Source organism: Streptomyces sp. NPDC059398, from assembly GCF_042751845.1.
In the GTDB taxonomy this organism is placed as follows: Bacteria; Actinomycetota; Actinomycetes; order Streptomycetales; family Streptomycetaceae; genus Streptomyces.
In genome coordinates this window covers 1-17,547 of the sequence record NZ_JBHYWP010000059.1, presented here as the reverse complement: position 1 = coordinate 17,547, position 17,547 = coordinate 1, and the positions used below count along the sequence as shown (strand labels likewise).

Below are 17,547 nucleotides of genomic sequence, written 5' to 3'. Positions count from 1 at the left end.
CAACTAAAAACCCCGCGGGGTCTCGCGGGGCTAAGTCTGGGGGGGGGGCCCGCCACCCGGCCTGGCCCGGGGGGGGGGCACTCCGCGCGTCAGTCGTGGGTGGGGGCGGTTCAGACCCGGTCGTCCACCACCACGTCCACGGCCGCGACGGCCTTGGCGGCACGCTCGGCGGCCTCGGCGGGGCCCGCTCCGGAGACCAGGACGTACCCGAGCCGGTCCGCCGAACTGCGCACCGGGGCGATGTCCGCACCGATGCCGTGCTCGAACTCCCAGCGCACGACGCCCTCCGCGGCTCCGGTGACCAGTCCCCTGAGCCGTCCGGGCACCGGCGGCACCACGAAGGCGATGGCCGCGGCGCCCGCCGCGGGCTCCGCCGTCAGGGCCGGTGCTGTGCCGAGCAGTGCGGCCACGGACCGCTCGTACTGGTCGGCTCCCGTGGCGAGTTCGACCAGTTCGGGGATGCAGTCGCCGCCGACCCGGGTGTGGGTCTCGATGACGACCGGGCCGTGCCCGGGGTCGAGCCGCACCTCGGTGTGGCTGGCGCCGAACTCGATACCGAGGGTGTCCAGGACACACCGGACCGCCGTGTGCAGCAGGCCGGTCTCCCGGTCGTCCAGGGGCGCCGGGACGACATGGCCGGTCTCCACGAAGCCGGGGCTGCCGGTGGTCTGCTTCGCGGTGACGGCGAGGATGGTGTGCTCCCCCGCCGCGCTGACCGCCTCGACACTGAACTCGGGCCCGCCCGCCTCGTGTTCCGCGATGTACAGCTGGGTGCCGTCGGCGCCGCCGAGCCAGTCGGCCACCGCCGCACGGGAGCCCAGCGCCGCCACCCCTCCGCTGCCGGCCCCGTCCACCGGCTTGACGATCCAGGCGGTCCCCTCCGGGCTCGCGGTGACCGCGTCCGCCACCTCCCGGGCCGTGCCCGTGACATAAGGCCAGGCGTACGGGGTGCAGGCCAGCGCGTGGCGCATCCGGGCCTTGTCCCGCGTCATCGCCGCAGCCTGCGGCGACACCGAGGGCAGACCCAGCTCCGTGGCTATCCGCGCACAGGTCTCCTGCGCGTACTCGGTGAAGCTCAGCAGCAGTTCGGGCGGGCCGAGTTCGGCGGTGAGCCGGTCCACGGTCTCCCGGGCCTCCTCGTACCGGGTGATCCCGCCGAAGACGACCCGGCTCGCGTGCCGGGCGACCTCGGCGGGCACCGCCACACCGGGCGGCACCAGCACCACCAGCTCGCGGCCGTGCAGCGTGGCCGCCCTGGCTCCGCCGGGGCTAGGCCCGAGCAGGCAGATCCACCTCATCAGTACTCCCTGTGTTCTCGCGGTGTTCATCCGGTTCCCGGGGGCGCTCGCGCCCCCGCAGCAGCGCGGCCCCCGTGACGAGCGCAAGCGCGGCGGCGGCCCAGTACGGCATCGAGGGCAGCAGCCACCCCTGGTGGCCGCCGCCGTCCCCTGCCACCAGCAGCAGCCCGAGCCACGCACCGGCCGACTCGGCGGCGCCCCAGGCGACCCCGGCGACCGCGTAGGCGGCGGTGGCGGAGAGACCGCCCCTGCGCTCGCTGACCTCGACGTCGTACAGCGGGCTCCAGACGAGCTCCGAGAGGGTGAAGACCACCATCGCGGCCAGCACCAGGCCCAGGCCGCCGAAGCGCCCCGCGGCGAACAGCAGCACGGCTGCGGCGAGCACCACGTTCGCCGCGCAGCACAGCGGGCCGAACCCGCCGCGCCGGTGGGCGAGGACGCGCCGCGACAGGGCGGAGACCGGCACCTGGAGCACGATGACGAGAATGGCGTTGACCGTGAAGACCAGGCCGATCCGGCCGGTGCTCACGGTGGTGTGCAGATAGGTCGGCAGGACGTCGAAGACCTGGGCGTACGCCAGCCAGGTGCCGCACACCAGGAGCGAGAAGACGGCGAAGCGGCGGCCGGGCAGGATCCTCTCACGTGCCCCTCCCCCGGCCGGGCGGTCGGCCGCGCGCCAGCGGCCGGGCAGGGCGGGCACCGCGAGCAGCGCCACGGCGTCGAGCGCCGCCGCGCCCAGCGGAAGCCGGTCGGCGTGCCACTCCAGCAACTGGCCGCCGAGCAGCGGCCCCAGGGCCGAACCGGCGTTGACAGCCATGTTGAGGTAGCTGAATCCGCGCAGCCGCTGCCCCGCGTCGAAGGCGGCGATCTGCGCCTTCATGGCCGTGGTCGCCGCCGCCAGGAAGAGCCCGGCCAGCGCGGCGAGCACCAGCCAGCCGGCCACCGGGAGCGAGAGCCCGGCGCCGAGCAGGGTGAACACGGCGACGGCGCCCAGATAGCCGAGGCCGACCGAGGCCTTCAGCCCGATCCGCTGGACCAGCGGCACCATCAGCACGCCCCCGGCCCGGTTGGCCAGGATCGCCGCCCCGACCACAAGCCCGGCGTCGGCGCCGGAGAGACCGCGGCTTTCCACCAGCCACAGCCCCAGATAGGGCAGTACGGCGAAGAACCCCGCACAGCTCGTCGCACGGACGACCACGAGCGCCACCAGGTGCCGGGAGGTCAGCGGCGGGGCCGCGCTGCTCACCACGGGCTGCTCCCTTCGGGGGCGGGCAGCGCGTCCACGCCGAAGCGCTCCCGTACCCAGGTGTCGTCGTAGACGGATTCGAGGTAACGGTCCCCCAGATCGGGCGAGATGGCCAGGACCGAGCTGCCGGCCGGGACGGTGGACCGCAGCGCCTGCACCGCGGCCAGCACGGTCCCGGACGAGCCGCCGAGCAGCAGCCCGTACTCGCGGGCCACCCGGCGGCACATCCGTACGGTGTCGCGCTCCTCGACCAGCACCTTGTCGAAGGTGCCGTCGTCCTGGAAGATCTCCGGGCGGCGGCTGGTCCCCAGACCCGGGATCCAGCGCCGGGCGGGCGGCCCGCCGAAGGTGACCGAGCCGGCCGTGTCGACCGCCACGATCCGGGTGGCCGCGCCATGGGTGCGTACGTACTCGGCGCAGCCCATCAGGGTGCCGCCGGTGCCGGTGCCCACGAAGAGCCAGTCGGGCTCGCCGAAGCGGGTGAAGATCTCGGCCGCTGTACCGTCCCGGTGCGCGCCCGGATTGGCCGGATTCGCGTACTGGTTGAGCCAGACCAGCTTGGGGTCGTCCACCAGCAGACGGTGGATCAGATCGATCCGGGTCTGCAGGAAGCCGCCCATGGCGTCGCGTTCACCGACGACCGTCACCTCGGCGCCGAGAGCCCGGATGAAGCGGATGCTGCGCTCGTTGGCGTTGGGGTCGGTCACCAGGGTGATGGGGTAGCCCTTGGCGGCGCACACCGAGGCCAGCGCGACGCCGAGGTTCCCCGATGTGGACTCGATGAGCCGGGTACCGGGGCCCAGGACGCCCTTCGCCTCGGCGGCCTCCACCATGGCGCGGGCGGCCTTGAGTTTGATCGAACCCGCCGGATTCAGCCCCTCCAGTTTCACGCTGGTGGTGAACCCGGGTGCGAATCCCGGGAGTTCGACGAAGGCGTCCGGCGTCCCCAGTTCGTAGGCCCACTGCGCCGTCACCGGCCGACCGCCTTCCGTATCTGCTCGGCGAGGAACCGAGGCTGTGTCGCGTTGAGGTGGTGGCCGCCCTCGCCGCAGAACTCCACCGCGAGGCTCCGGGTGAACCGCGCCCAGCCGTGCACGCGCTCGGCGTGGTCGCGCGTCAGCGGATCGTCGGCGGCGAGCAGCACGGTCAGCGGGCAGTCCAGCCGGGCATCGCCGCGGGCGGACAGATCGCGCCAGGAGCGGGCGGCGACGGAGGCGTCGGCGCGGAACCCGTCGATGACGCGGCGCCGCTCCCCTTCGGCCAGTTCGCCGATGTCCAGACCGGTGTGGGCCGCCAGCCAGTGGGTCACCTCGCCGTCGGTGAGGCGCAGCGGTTCGTCCGGGTCGGGCGCCGCGGCCCCGTCCGGCTGGGGCAGTGCGGCCACCGCGAACACATGGGCGGGCTCGCTGCCGGTACCCCGCAGGGCCAGTGCCGCGCTCAGCGCCCGGACGGCGCCGGCCGAGTGGCCGAGCAGGACCAGCGGCGCGCCGCCGGACCGTGCGGCGATCGCGGCGGCCAGTTCGCCGCCGCCGGCGCCGCCCGGCTCCACGCCGAGGACCCGGGCGGGCAGACCCGCCCGGTGCAGCGCCTTGGCGAAGGCCAGATAGCTGACGGCCCCGCCGCCCGCGAACGGCACACAGACCACGGTGACCGCGCCGGGCCCGGGGCTGAGCCCGGCAGCCGCCGTGAGGTCGGTCAGTGTTCCGTCCGCGCCTTCGGCCGCTTCCGCACGGCCCGCGCCGCCGCCCGCGATCCGGGCGGCGAGGGCCCGGGGGGTGGGCGATTCCAGGATGTCGCGCAGGGTGAGGGGTCCGGGGAGCCGGGCGGCGAGCCGCATCGCGGCGAGCGAGTGGCCGCCGAGACCGAAGAAGTCACCGGTGGCGCCGATGGTTTCGGCGGGCAGGCCGAGCACATCGGCGAAGGCGTCCACCAGGGCGGACTCGGCCGTGTCGGCGGCCGGTTCGGGCGCGGGCCCGGCGGTCGTGGTGAGGGGCCTCGCGGCGAGGGCGCGTCGGTCCACCTTGCCGTTGCGGGTGACCGGGAAGGCGTCCGCCCGGTCCACCGCGTCCGGCAGCATGTACGCGGGCAGGGTCGGTGCGAGGGCCTCCCGGAAGGCGGTGCGGTCCGGTTCGGCGTCGCCGGTGTAGTGGGCGACCAGCAGCTCCCTGCCGTGTTCGCGGCGGACCAGCGCGACGGCGTGGTCGACGCCCGGGAGGCGGGCCAGCGCCCCTTCCACCTCGCTGAGTTCGATCCGGAACCCGCGGATCTTCGTCTGGTGGTCCACGCGTCCGGCGCAGTCGAGTATGCCGCCGGGCAGCCAGCGGCCGATGTCCCCGGTGCGGTAGAGCCGTTCGGACGTGGTGTCGAGGGTGTTGGGCCGGAAGGCGGCAGCCGTGCGGTCCGGGTCGTTGAGGTAGCCGAGCCCGACCGCGGTGCCGGTCACCAGGATTTCGCCGTAGGTGCCGACGGGCACCAGCCGGTCGCCGGGTCCTGTCACATGGACACCCGTGTTGGCGATGGCGCGCCCGACGGGCACCCGGTCACCGGTCACGGGTGCGGTGACCACCTGGTGGGTGATGTCGTCGGAGGTCTCGGTCGGCCCGTAGGCGTTCACCAGGGGGACGCCGTAGCGGGCGAACCAGCGGTGGCTGAGCGCGGGCGGGAACGCCTCGCCGGTGACGAGGTTCCAGCGCAGCTTCTCCAACGGCCGTGGCCTGGCGTCGAGTTCGGACATGAGGGCGTCCAGGAAGGAGGGCACCACCTCCAGGACGCTGATCCGCTCGTCCTCCAGGGTCCGTGCGAAGCGTGGCAGATCGGTGACCAGGCCGGAGTCGAAGATCACCGTGCGGCCTCCGGTGAGCCAGGCCGACAGCAGCTGCCAGAGCGAGATGTCGAAGCACTGGGTGGCGGTCTGTGCGACACGGTCCCGTTCGGTCATCGCCAGTTCGCCGGTCTTGGCCAGCAGGTGGTTGAGCAGGCCCAGGTGGTGGACCAGGGCGCCCTTGGGCTCTCCGGTCGAGCCCGAGGTGAAGATGAGGTACGCCGGGTCCGCCGGGGCCGGGGACACGGCCGGGGTGTGCGCGGGCGCCGGTGCGTCGAGCAGTTCCTCGTAGGCGAGTACGGCGGGCAGCTCCACCGTCCCGGTTGCCTCAGCCGTCCCGGCGGCCCCCGGCGCCCCGCCGGCATCCGGCGTCAGCTCGGCGGCCAGCCCCTTCCCCAGGGCCTGCTGGTGGCGGGAGCCGGTCAGCACATGACGGCATCCGGCACGCCGCACCATGGCGGCCAGCCGGGCGACCGGGTCGGCCGGGTCCTGCGGCAGATAGACGCCACCGGACCTGAGGACGGCGAGCACGGCGACGGCCCAGTCGGTCCCGCGGTCCATGGGCACGGCGACGACATCACCGTTACGCACACCGGCCGCCCGCAGCTGGGCCGCCAACCGGGCGGACAGCGCGTCGAGTTCGCGGTAGCCGAGCTGCGATCCGCCGTGCCGTACGGCGACGGCGTCCGGGCGGGCCCGTACCTGGGCGTCGAAGAGATCCAGGGCGGTTCCGGCGGGCAGCTCCCGCCGGGGCCCGGTGAACTCCGTTGTGAGCTGGCGCAGTTCGTCGTCTCCGAGGAGCACGGCGGCGCGGTGGCGGGCCTCCGGGTCACGGACCAGCTCTTCGAGGGCGCGTGCGTAGTATCCGGCGATCCGCCCGATCTGCTCGGCGGGGAAGTCGCTGCGCCGGTAGTGCAGGGCGAGCTGGACCCGGTCGGTGAAGGCGTCCTGCCAGAACTCGGCCCGGAACGGGAACTCGGTCTCGCTGGCGACCTGGCTGCGCACCAGGGTGACGCCGTGCTCGCCGCGCAGATCGTCCAGGACATGGAAGTGGGTGAAGTTGAAGATCGCCTCGAAGAGCGGCTCCCGGCGGCCCAGCAGGCGCTTCATCTCGCCCATCGGGTAGCGCCGGTGCGGCAGCAGTCCGGTCTCCGCACGGTAGACGGTGCGGATCAGCTCCGCCCAGCTGCCGTCGGTGATCCGCGCCCGGAACGGCAGGGTGTTGAGGAACAGCCCGGCCAGCCGGTCCCCGCCGGTGACCTCGGGGCGGCCGCTGTGCTCGTAGCCGGTGAGTACGTCGTCGGTCCCGGTGACGAAACCGAGCACCGCCACATGCGCGGCCATCAGCACGGTCTTGACCGGCACCCGCAGCGACTCGGCGACCCGCAGGACACCTGCCGACACCTGGTCGGCCAGGGGTACATCGTGCATCGTGATGCCGGAGTCGCCGAGTGCGCCGGGGAGCCGGGGCAGCCGGCCGCCCTCGTGGTCCTCCAGCAGACCGAGCCAGAAGTCGCGCTGCTCGCCGGAGGCCACCGCCTCGCGCTCCAGCGCGACGAAGTCCTGGTAGCCCGTGCCGTGCGCTTCCAGGTCCGGTTCGCTCCCGGCGCGCAGCGCCGTGTAGGCGGCGAACAGATCGCGGTGCACCAGGCTCACGCTCCAGCCGTCCAGGGCCGCCGCGTGGTAGCTGAGGCTGTACTGGAAGCCGCGCTCCCCGAGGAGATGGAGCCGGATCCGGACCAGGTCGACCGCGCCCGGCCGGAACCCGGTGGCGGTCTCCGCGCCGTAGAACGCGGCCAGCTCGCGCTCCTGGGCCGCTTCGTCCAGCTCCGACAGATCGGTGACGCCCACCAGGTCCGGGGCGTCCGCGTGGACGATCTGGAGCGGCTCGGAGAAGCCCGTCACATGGAAGGAGGTGCGCAGCATCGGGTGGTGGGCGGCCAGCCGCGCCGCGGCCTCCCGGAAGAGGTCCAGGTCGAGCGGGTCCGCGATACGGAAGCTGACGATGTCGTGGTAGAGGCCGGGTTTGCCGCCCGCCGCGTCGATCTCGTACAGCAGCCCGGACTGGAGGGCAGACAGCGGGCAGGCGTCCACCGCGTCCGGCGGCAGCAGTTGGGTGTCGGCAGAGCTGAGCAGTCCGGCGGGGCCGGTGCTGACGGCCGCGGGGCCGCTCTGGCGCACCCGGGGTTCGAGTTCGGCGATGGTGGGGTGGGCGAACAGGTCCTGGAAGGAGAAGTCGAGCCCCGCCCCGCGGGCCTCGGCCAGTACCCGTACGAACTTGATGGAGTCGCCGCCGAGTGCGAAGAAGTTGTCGGTCGTACTCACCCGCTCGACGCCCAGGGCGCGCGACCAGATCGCGGCCAGCGTCCCGGCGACCGGGCCCGACGGCTCCTGCCCGCCGTCGCCCGCGGCCCGTTCGGGCTCCGGCAGCCGGGCGGGATCGCGTTTCCCGTTGTGCCCGGTGGGGATGGCGTCGACCGCGACCACATACCGGGGAAGCATGTACGAGGGCAGCTCTGCGGCCAGCCGGGCGCGCAGCCGGTCCTCCGAGAACCCCTCCCCCGGCACGGCGTAGAGGCACAGATACCGGTCCCCCGCGCCGTCCGTCCGCGCGAGCACCGCGCAGTCCCGGACGGCCGGGTCGCCCGCCGCGACATGCTCGATCTCGCCCGTCTCGATCCGGTAGCCGCGGATCTTCACCTGGGTGTCCAGGCGGCCCAGGTACTCGATGGTGCCGTCGGGCAGCCAGCGGGCCAGGTCGCCGGTGCGGTAGCCGCGTCCGCCCGGCAGCGCGGGGTCGGCGGTGAACCGCTCGGCGGTCAGCTCCGGCGCGTGCAGATAGCCGCGGGCGAGTCCCGTGCCGCCGATGCACAGTTCACCGGGTGTGCCGATGGGCGCCGTCGCCCCTGTCCTGGTCCGCACCCGCAGCGCCAGGTTGGCGATGGGCCGCCCGATGGGGACCGGGCGCCGGGGGTCGGTCTGCGCGCAGGGCTGGTGGGTGACGTCGACGGCGGCCTCGGTGGGCCCGTACAGATTGATGAGCGCCGCGTCCGTGGCGGCCGTCAGCGTCTCGGCGAAGCGGACGGCGAGCGCGGTGCCGAGCGCCTCACCGCTGGCGAACACCCTGCGCAGGGTGGTGAGCCGGTCCGTCCGGTCCTCGGTGTACTGGAGGAACGCCTGCAGCATCGAGGGTACGAAGTGCATGGTGGTGACGGAGTGTTCGGCAATCCGGGCGGCCAGCCGGGCCGGCTCCTTCTCCTGTCCGGACGGCAGGGTGCACACCGAGGCCCCGGCCAGCGACCACCAGAAGATCTCCCAGACCGAGACGTCGAAGGTGAAGGGCGTCTTGTGCAGGACGACATCGTGCTCGTCCAGCGGATAGGCGGACTGCATCCAGAGCAGCCGGTTGACGATGGCCCGGTGCTCGACGGCCACGCCCTTGGGGCGCCCGGTGGAGCCCGAGGTGTAGATGACGTAGCAGAGGTCGTCCGGGCCCGTACCGCTGTCGGGCGCGGGCGCATCGCCGTCGAAGGTCCCCGGCAGGGTCACGTCGACGAAGGTCCCGGCGCCCGGCACCGCGTCCCGGGTGGCGGGCTCGCCCAGGACGGTGCGGGTTCCGCTGTGTTCCAGCATGTACGCGAGGCGGTTGGCGGGCAGCGAGGGGTCGAGCGGCAGATAGGCGCCGCCCGCCTTGAGCACGGCGTAGACGGTGGTGAGGAGCAGCGGTGAGCGCGGCAGGCAGACCCCCACGACGGTCCCGGTGCGCACACCTGCGGCCCGCAGCCGGTGGGCGAGCTGGCTGGAGCGCCGGTCGAGCTCGGCGTAGGTGGTGCCGTCGTCGCGGATGGCGGTCAGCCCGGGTGTTTCGGCGGCCCGGCGCTCCAGGAAGCGGTGCAGCGGCTGGTCGAGCGGGTAGTCGGCCGCGGTGGCGTTGAACCCGTCGATCAGAGCGTGTTCGGCCGGGTCGGCCGCGAGCAGCGGGGCGAGGGGCTCGTCCGGGGTGCGCGGTGCCTCCGCCAGCAGCCGGGCGTAGGTGTCCGCCAGCCGCCGGGCGGTCTCCGCGGTGAACAGGTCGTCCCGGTAGTGCAGGTCGAGCCGGGGCGCGGGGGCGTGCAGCCGGACGTCCCACTGGACCGCGCAGCCCAGTTCACCGGTCTCGGAAGGTGTGACGTCGCCGCCCGCGCAGACCGCGAAGTCGGTGGGGGTCACTCCGGCGGAGCGGAGCAGATGGGCCACCGGCACATCGAGCCGGGCGGTGGCCTCCGCATAGCTCTCACGTGCCGCCCCGAGCAGGTCCCGCAGGGTGTCCCGGCCGCGCACCGTGAGCCCGACGGGGAAGGCGGCGCCGTCCGCGGGAGCCGTCGCCGGGCGTGCGGTGACCACCCGGACCTCTTCGGTGTCGGTGGCGCGGGCGGCGAGTACCGCGAGCAGGGCGGTGCAGACCACCCGGACCAGGGCCGGTTCGCCGCGGCTCAGCGACAGCACCCGCCCGGCCGCCTCCGGGTCCAGCGGTACGGAGACGGTGGCCAGGGACGGGTCGGCGGACCGGCCCAGGTAGTCGCGCGGCAGCACGGTCGGGTGCTCCCAGCCGGCCAGCAGCGTCTGCCAGTACTGGGCCTGCTCGGGGAAGCTCTGGACGGTGCGGCTCTGGTGGAACGTGGTCGTCATGAGAAGTCCTTCATTTCGCAAGGTCCTTCAGAAGTCGAAGTCCGGGACGGGCGCGGGCGGCGTGGCCGTGGCGGTGCGGGCCACCGGCTCGTCCGGGCGCTCCAGCAGATCGGTGAGGGTCGTGAGGTACGCGTCGAGCAGGTAGCCGGCCGATGAGGCGTCGTAGAGGCCGGTCGCGTACTCCAGGTCCAGCAGCAGCCCGTCCGGCCGCAGATACGCCTGGAGGTTGAGGTCGAAGCGGGTGGTGCCGGGGTTCAGCAGCTCCACCCGGGCGTGCAGGCTCTCCGTGGCGAAGGTGTGGAAGTCGATGTCCTGGAGGGCGAACATCACGTCGAAGAGCGGGTTGCGGCCGGGCCCGGGGGTGGCCGCGAGGCGGTGCACCAGCCGTTCGAAGGGGTAGTCCTGGTGGCTGAGCGCCTCCCGGGCGAGCCGGTCGGCCTGGCCGACGAGCCCGCCGAGCGTGCAGCCGTCCGGCAGGCGTACGCGCAGACAGGCGGTGTTGACGAGCATGCCGACCACGGTGTCCAGCTGCGGATGGGTCCGGCCGCTGGTGGGGGTGCCGATCACCAGGTCCTGCCGTCCGGAGATCCGGGCCAGGGTGGCGGCGTACGCGGCGAACAGCACGCCGAACGCGGTGGTGCCGTGGCGGCGGGCCGCGGCCCGCACCTCCCGGCACTCCGCGGCGCCCAGGGCCCGCCGCACCACCGCGCCCGCCACGGCCCTGACGGGCCCGCGCTCCCGGTCGACCGGCAGGACCGGCTCCTGCGGGGCGTGGGCGAGCTGCCGTACCCAGTACGCCTCGTCCGCCGCGCAGGCCCCGCTCTCCAGCCGGTCATGGGCCCATCCGGCGGCTTCCGCGTAGCCGACGGCCGGTTCCGGCAGGGGGGTTCCGGTGCAGAGGGCGAGCAGTTCGGCGGCCAGGGTGCGCAGCGAGACCCCGTCGAAGACCACATGGTGGGTGTCGAGGTAGAGGGTGTGCCGGTCCGGACCTTCTCCGGGCACCAGCAGGGCCCGCAGCAGGGGTTCGCCGTCCGGCCGGAAGGGCCGTACGAACCGGGCGACGGCCCCCGGGGCCGGTGCGCGGTGGCGGACGAACTCCGGCTCGCCCGGGCTTCCCGGAGTCTGCCGTACGCCGCCGGACGCGTCGACCGTGAACCGCATCCGGAGCGCGTCGTGCCGGGCGACCAGGGTGGTCAGGGCGGCCCTGAGCCGTTCCTCGTCCAGCGGGCCTGTCAGGTCGATACGGACGGGCACGTTGTACGCGAGGGAGTCCGGGTCGGCCTGCCAGATGGCGAACAGCCCCCGCTGCTGCGGGTGGAGGGGCGCGGAGGTGCCCGGGGCGAGCGGCGGGACGGCGGGCGCGGGGGCGTCACCGGCCGCGGCCACCGCCTGCGCCATCTCCGCGAGCGTGCGGGCCGCGAAGGCCTCGGCGAAGCCCAGGCGCACCCCGTGGTCGCGGCTCAGACGGCCGAGCAGGGTGCCCAGCCGCAGCGAGTTGCCGCCGAGGCCGGTGAAGTCGTCCTGCGGGCCGATGCTCCCCGGGGGCAGTCCGAGCACCTGCGCCCAGGTGTCGGCCAGAGCGCGCTGGGGCCCGGTGAGGCCGGCCGCTCCGGCGCCGGAGTGCCGCGGCCCCGGAGCGGGCAGCGCGCTCCGGCGCACCTTGCCGTTCTCGGTGAGAGGCAGCCGGTCCAGCGGGACGAACCGGTCGGGGCAGAGATAGTCCGGCAGCCGCTCCCGCAGGGTCCGCCGCAGCTGCGCCGGATCCTGTCCCGGCGCCACGACATAGGCGGCCAGCGTGCGCTCCTCCCCCGCCCCGCCGAGCACGTGCGCGACGGCGTCACGGACCCCGGGCAGGGCCCGCAGCGCGGCGTCGACCTCGGCGAGCTCGACCAGATGGCCACGGATCTTCACCTGGTCGTCCTGGCGTCCGTGGAAGTACAGGAGGCCGTCGGGGCCGGTGTGCACCAGATCCCCGGTGCGGTAGTGGCGTACCCCGGCGACCTGTACGAACTTCCGTACGGTCAGCCCGGGTTCGCCCAGATACCCGCGGGCCAGACCGCGGCCCGCGGTGTACAGCTCACCGACGGTGCCGGGCTCCACCGGCCGGCCCTGCTCGTCGCAGACCAGCACGGTGGTGCCGGGGAGCGGGCGGCCGATCGGGAGCGGCCCGCTGTGGCCGCGGGGCACCGCGAAGGTGGTGGTGAAGGTGGTGTTCTCGGTCGGTCCGTACCCGTTGATCACGGTCAGCCCGGGGGCGGCGGCCAGCACCTTCGCCACATGGCCGGGTGATACGACGTCACCACCGGTCAGCAGGGTGCGCAGAGGGGCGAAGGCAGTAGGGTCCTCGTCTGCGATCCGGTGGAAGAGCGGCGCCGTGATCCAGGCGTCGGTGATGGCCTGTTCGCGGACCGCGGCGGCGAACAGCCCGGGCACCACGGCCGTCTCGCGGTCGACGATGTGCAGGGACGCCCCGTTCAGCAGCGCGCCCCAGATCTCGAAGGTGGCCGCGTCGAAGGCGGGCGAGGCCGCGTGCAGCACCCGCCGGTCGGGCGAGAGGTCGACGTAGTCGGTGTCCTTGACCAGGCGGAGCACACCGCAGTGCTCGACCATCACCCCCTTGGGCCGGCCGGTGGAGCCGGAGGTGAACATGGTGTAGGCGAGCGGGGACCTTCCACGCGGGGCGTCCGGCGACCGGTCGTCGGGGCGCTCGCCCAGCGCCAGCAGACTCGCCAGGTCCGGTACGGAGTCCGCTCCCGCAGCCGCGAGCCGCTCGCGCTCCCCGGGCGCGCAGACCAGGATCCGCAGACCGGTGGCCGTCACGATGTGCCGCAGCCGGTCCGCCGGATACCCGGGGTCGAGGGGGACATAGGCGCCGCCCGCCAGTACCACGGCCAGCATGGCGACGACGGCGTCGGCCGAGCGGTCGAAGGCCAGGCCGACGGGTGTCTCCCGCTCCACACCGAGCCGCCGCAGTCCCGCGGCGGCCGTGGCCGCCCGCTCGTACAGCTCCCGGTAGGTCAGCCGGAGCGGGCCGTCCACCAGGGCGGTGGCGGCCGGCCGGGCGGCCACCTGTTCCCTGAAGCAGTCCTCGATCCGGCTGTCCCAGGACGGTGGTGTGTTCATCGGTGGCTCTCCTGACGCGAATCTGCGGGCCGTTGGCCGGTGTTCACAGGTCGAGGACGAGTTGGGGCGTGTGCGAGCGGGACACGCAGATGAGCATCAGATCGTTGGCGGCCCGCTCGTCGGCCGTCAGGAGGGTGTCGCGGTGTTCGGGAACCCCGCCCAGCACCCCGGTCTCGCAGGTGCCGCAGGTGCCCTCCTCGCAGGAGGCGAGCACCGCGACACCCGCGTCGCGGACCGCTTGCAGCACGGAGGTCCCGGCGGGCACCCGTACGGTCCGCCCCGAGCGCTCCAGTACGGCGTCGAACGCCGTACCCCCGCTGTCCGCCGGCCGTTCACCGGTCGGCGTGAACCGCTCGGTGTGCAGCGATCCCGGGGGCATCGCGGAGCAGCGGTCGCCGACCGCGTCCAGCAGGCCCTGGGGCCCGCAGCAGTAGACGAGCGCGCCGTCGGGCAGGCCGGACAGGAGTGTGTCGATGCGGGGCAGCCCCTCGGTGTCCTGCGGTACGACCCGGACCTTCTCGCCGTACCGGGCGAGGCGGGGGAGGAAGGCCATCGACTCCCGGCTCCTGCCTCCGTACACCAACTGCCACTGTGCGCCCCGCTGTTCGGCCTGCTCCACCATGGGCAGCAGCGGGGTGATCCCGATACCGCCCGCGATGAACAGATACGCGCCGGACGGGTGCAGGGGGAAGCGGTTGCGCGGGCCCACCGCCCGCAGCCGTGTCCCCACTGCCACCTCGTCGTGCAGTTCCGCCGACCCGCCGCGCCCTGCGTCCTCGCGGAGCACGGCGATGCGCCAGGTCCCGGGCACGCCGGACCCGGAGTACAGCGAGTACTGCCTGACCCTCCCCGAGGGCAGCTCCAGGTCGATATGCGCGCCCGGTGTCCCGGCGGGGAGGGAGCCCGCCGGGGCCGCCAGCTCGAACTCCACTACGGAACGGGCGAGTCGGGTCCGCGCGCGGACCACCACATCGAATGCGTCGCCTTGCATCTGTCTGCTCTCCGTGTCGCGGTTGGGCAGGGCTCGGGAACGTCGGGAAGGAAGCGGCCGGGCGGCCGGGCGGCCGGGCGCCTAGAGGAGCTTGCGGAACATCTCGCGGGCGGCGAGTCCCCCGGCGTCGATGGCCACGCTGAGCTCCTGGGTCCCCGGCGGCTCGCTGGCGACCACGGTTTCGAGTACCGTGAGCGCGTCCAGGTCCTGCTGCACGACCTCCTGGTTGAGCGTCAGCAGTGTGTGACTGACCGATTCGTCGTCCAGGGCGAAGTCCCTCGTCACGGCCCAGAAATCCCAGGTGCTGTTCTCGGTCTCCGGGGTGAGGCCGTGAATGATCTTCACGTGTGCGGCCCTTTCATCCCCTTCCCCCGTGTCCGGAACTCCGTGCGGCGCGACCCGCACATTGTTGACCCAGAAAGCGGGCGGCAGGAATTCCACGTCCTGCCAGCGGTCGATCGGCGTGGTGAATCCCGTGGTCCTCTCGTAGAACGGCGGGCATTCCACGGATTCCATGTGCCGCGAGAACGAGACACGGTGCTGCTCGTGATCGACATCGGTCGTGAACGGAGTACGGGCGATTTCCGGGGTCCCGATCAGACCGGCGTGCAGATAGGACTCGTGGGAGAGGTCCATGAGATTGTCCATGAGCAGCCCGTAGCGGAACGGCGAGTAGGCCATGTCCTCGACGGACGTCCAGGCCGGGTCGTCGAGCCAGTGCGCGTCGGGCACCAGCGCGGGATCGGCCTTGCTCTGGTCGCCGATCCAGATCCAGATCCACTTGTCACGCTCGACCAGCTGGTATCCGGGCACCCGTGCCGTCCGCGGAATGCGCTCCTGACCTGGCACGAAGGTGCAGGACCCGGAGCAGTCGAAGACAAAGCCGTGGTAGCCGCACTCGATGCCGTCCTCGTCGAGACGTCCCAGCGACAAGGGGTAGCGGCGGTGCACACAGCGGTCGGTCAGCGCCACCGGCCGGCCGTCGCGGGTGCGGTAGAACACCACCGGCTCCCCGCAGATCGTCCTGCCCAGCAGCTCCCTGCCGACTTCCGTGCTCCAGGCGGCGACATACCAATGGTTCTGCGGAAACGCACTCATGGAACTCCCCTGGCTCTCAGTGAAGCGCACTACGGGCTACAGATCAATCGGTCGGCAACTCCATATCGGCGCCCACACTTTGGGGGCTCGCCGACCGGCCCGGCGCAATGCGACGGGCAACAACATTACGCATGCGATTCGCCCTGTCAAACATTCGCGGCACCCAACAGGGGCCTGGATATTGGCACTTGACACGGCAAAGACCGAACCATTTCTCTTGGCCCATGCCCAACTAGGCGAGAGGACGCGCCATGGAAATGGCTCAGCATTCACTCGGAAAGAGCTTGCGATTGAGCAGGCTGATCAATCCGGTCTCGGGCCGAACCTTCGTCGTGCCGCTCGACCACTCCGTGGCCGACGGTCCCGTGGCACCGGTGGCGGCGTTCCGGAAGATCGCCCTGGCGATCAGCGGGAACGGCGCCGACGCCCTGCTGGTCCACAAGGGGCGTATGCGCTTCCTCCCCCGCGAGGTGTTCCGCGACACGGCGCTGGTGATCCATCTGAACGGCATCACCCGGCACGCCCCCGACGCGAACGCCAAGGTCCGGCTCGCCGAGGTCGAAGAGGCGCTGGAGCTCGGCGCCGACGCCGTCAGCATCCACATCAACATGGGTTCGGACACCGAGGCGGGACAGCTCACCGACCTGGCACGGGCCGCCGAGGGCTGCGCGCGCTGGGGGCTGCCGCTGCTGGCCATGGTCTACCCGCGCGGCCCGCGGGTCACCGACCCCACCGACCCCGGACTCGTCGCCCACGCGGCGAACCTGGCCGCCGACCTCGGCGCCGACATCGCCAAGGTCCCCTACACGGGATCGGTCGACACCATGGCCGATGTGGTCGCGAGCTGCCCGATCGGCATCATCACCGCGGGCGGCGCCCCGCTCGGCGACGACGAGCGGCTGGCGAAGGTCGTCGGGGACGTCGTGGCCTCGGGCGCGCTGGGCGTGGCGATGGGGCGGAACGTCTTCGAATCCGCCCAGCCCGCCCGTACCGTCCGCCGCATCTCCGATGCCGTACACCTCGCCGGCGGGCCGGACCTCCCGGCCTCCGGACTCTCCGCACCCCTGCTCACCGCACCCGCCCGACTCTGAACCGCCGACCCCGAAGGAGCACCCGATGAAGCTCGCCTGGATCGATCTGCGCGGCCTCAAGGACATCACCGCAGCCGTGGTGGAGGAGGCAGTGCACATCGGCATCGAGGGATTCGTCTCGGACGATCCCGAACTGCTCGCCACCATCCCACCGTCGAAACGCAAGGTCGGCCTCGTCCTGCCGCAGACCCCGCAGGCCATCGCGGAGAAGCTGGCGGAGGCCGCCGACCTGCTGGTGGTCGACCACACCATGCTGGGCAAGCTGTCGCCCCGCCTCGAAGAGGCGCAGCAGGGCGTGTACGTCACCGTCACCGGCGAGGAGACCCTCGACATCGCCTGCGCCGTGGCGTCGAAGTCCGCCTGGACCCTGGTCGACTTCCAGCAGGACCCGAGCAAGATCCCGCTGGAGATCCTGCTCGGCGCCACCGACAAGGCCCTCGGCAACCTGGTCACCGTCGTCGCCGATCTGGAGGACGCGGAGATCACCCTGGGCGTCCTGGAGCGCGGCCCCGAGGGCGTCCTGCTCAACCCCACGGCGGTGGGCGAGGCCACGACGCTCACGGAGGTGTGCCAGGAGACCTCCGAGCAGCTGCAGCTGGAGCACCTGACCGTCACCCGGCTCGCGCACCTCGGGCTCGGCGACCGGGTGTGCGTCGACACCTGCACGCACTTCCGGCAGAACGAGGGCATCCTCGTCGGCTCCTACGCCACCGGCATGATCCTGGTGAGCAGCGAGACGCACCCGCTCCCCTACATGCCGACCCGCCCGTTCCGGGTGAACGCGGCGGCGCTGCACTCCTACTCCCTCACCCCGGAGAACCGCACGCGCTACCTGGCGGAACTCCGGGCGGGCTCCGAGCTGCTGGCCGTCGACACCGAGGGCAACACCCGGCGCATCGTGGTGGGCCGGACCAAGATGGAGAGCCGTCCGATGCTGCTGATCGAGGCGCAGTCGCCGTCCGGGAACACCGTGAACGTCATCGCCCAGGACGACTGGCACGTAAGGGTGCTCGGCCCCGGCGGGAGCGTCCACAACATCACCGAGCTGAAGCCCGGCGATGTGATCCTCGGATACTCGCTGACCGACCAGCGCCATGTCGGCTACCCCATCCGCGAGTTCCTCCACGAGCAGTAGCAGGACCGGGCCCGGCAGGACCGGGCCCGCAGCGCGGCCCACCGACGACGCCGGCCCGGACGACCTTCTACAGGTC

The 17,547-nt window shown here is 72.9% G+C and carries 9 protein-coding genes; 2 read left to right on the top strand and 7 right to left on the bottom strand.

All coding sequences use genetic code 11. The features are described from left to right. Positions 1-110: 110 nt before the first annotated feature. The 7 genes from ACFXBC_RS20980 to ACFXBC_RS20950 all read right to left on the bottom strand — a co-directional run bounded on the left by ACFXBC_RS20980 (position 111) and on the right by ACFXBC_RS20950 (position 15,245). On the bottom strand, positions 111-1,298 hold the full coding sequence (locus ACFXBC_RS20980; RefSeq protein ID WP_385026315.1) for an ATP-grasp domain-containing protein: 1,188 nt from the start codon (positions 1,296-1,298) through the stop codon (positions 111-113). Next, on the bottom strand, positions 1,270-2,547 hold the full coding sequence (locus ACFXBC_RS20975; protein WP_385026312.1) for an MFS transporter: 1,278 nt from the start codon (positions 2,545-2,547) through the stop codon (positions 1,270-1,272). The genes ACFXBC_RS20980 and ACFXBC_RS20975 overlap by 29 nt, the downstream gene beginning before the upstream one ends. Beyond that, positions 2,541-3,518, bottom strand: coding sequence for a 2,3-diaminopropionate biosynthesis protein SbnA (sbnA, locus tag ACFXBC_RS20970; RefSeq protein WP_385026309.1), 978 nt, complete (start codon positions 3,516-3,518; stop codon positions 2,541-2,543). Before sbnA ends, ACFXBC_RS20975 begins: the two co-directional genes overlap by 7 nt. Next, the gene (locus tag ACFXBC_RS20965) at positions 3,515-10,033 is read right to left on the bottom strand and encodes an amino acid adenylation domain-containing protein (protein WP_385026306.1); all 6,519 of its coding nucleotides are present in this window, start codon (positions 10,031-10,033) and stop codon (positions 3,515-3,517) included. The genes sbnA and ACFXBC_RS20965 overlap by 4 nt, the downstream gene beginning before the upstream one ends. A 27-nt stretch (positions 10,034-10,060) precedes the next feature. Beyond that, the gene (locus tag ACFXBC_RS20960; protein WP_385026303.1) at positions 10,061-13,156 is read right to left on the bottom strand and encodes an amino acid adenylation domain-containing protein; all 3,096 of its coding nucleotides are present in this window, start codon (positions 13,154-13,156) and stop codon (positions 10,061-10,063) included. Positions 13,157-13,199: 43 nt separating this feature from the next. Then, positions 13,200-14,147 (bottom strand): PDR/VanB family oxidoreductase, encoded by a 948-nt coding sequence (locus ACFXBC_RS20955; protein ID WP_385026300.1) that lies wholly within the window; start codon positions 14,145-14,147, stop codon positions 13,200-13,202. Positions 14,148-14,228: 81 nt separating this feature from the next. Beyond that, positions 14,229-15,245, bottom strand: a complete 1,017-nt coding sequence (locus tag ACFXBC_RS20950) for a Rieske 2Fe-2S domain-containing protein (RefSeq protein WP_385026297.1) — start codon at positions 15,243-15,245, stop codon at positions 14,229-14,231. 251 nt (positions 15,246-15,496) lie between these two features. On the opposite strand from ACFXBC_RS20950, the gene ACFXBC_RS20945 reads away from it, so the two are divergent. Together ACFXBC_RS20945 and ACFXBC_RS20940 are read left to right on the top strand one after the other, a co-directional pair. Further along, complete coding sequence (locus ACFXBC_RS20945) at positions 15,497-16,336, top strand: 2-amino-3,7-dideoxy-D-threo-hept-6-ulosonate synthase (protein ID WP_385026294.1); 840 nt, start codon at positions 15,497-15,499, stop codon at positions 16,334-16,336. Positions 16,337-16,361: 25 nt separating this feature from the next. Further along, the gene (locus ACFXBC_RS20940; protein ID WP_385026291.1) at positions 16,362-17,471 is read left to right on the top strand and encodes a 3-dehydroquinate synthase II family protein; all 1,110 of its coding nucleotides are present in this window, start codon (positions 16,362-16,364) and stop codon (positions 17,469-17,471) included. Positions 17,472-17,547: the final 76 nt, after the last annotated feature.

Coding starts and splice junctions, on each gene's coding strand:
- ACFXBC_RS20960 (WP_385026303.1), bottom strand. CDS start 13,156: ATGAACACACCACCGTCCTGGGACAGCCGGATCGAGGACTGCTTCAGG.
- ACFXBC_RS20945 (WP_385026294.1), top strand. CDS start 15,497: ATGGAAATGGCTCAGCATTCACTCGGAAAGAGCTTGCGATTGAGCAGG.
- ACFXBC_RS20940 (WP_385026291.1), top strand. CDS start 16,362: ATGAAGCTCGCCTGGATCGATCTGCGCGGCCTCAAGGACATCACCGCA.
- ACFXBC_RS20965 (WP_385026306.1), bottom strand. CDS start 10,033: ATGACGACCACGTTCCACCAGAGCCGCACCGTCCAGAGCTTCCCCGAG.
- ACFXBC_RS20950 (WP_385026297.1), bottom strand. CDS start 15,245: ATGAGTGCGTTTCCGCAGAACCATTGGTATGTCGCCGCCTGGAGCACG.
- ACFXBC_RS20955 (WP_385026300.1), bottom strand. CDS start 14,147: ATGCAAGGCGACGCATTCGATGTGGTGGTCCGCGCGCGGACCCGACTC.
- ACFXBC_RS20980 (WP_385026315.1), bottom strand. CDS start 1,298: ATGAGGTGGATCTGCCTGCTCGGGCCTAGCCCCGGCGGAGCCAGGGCG.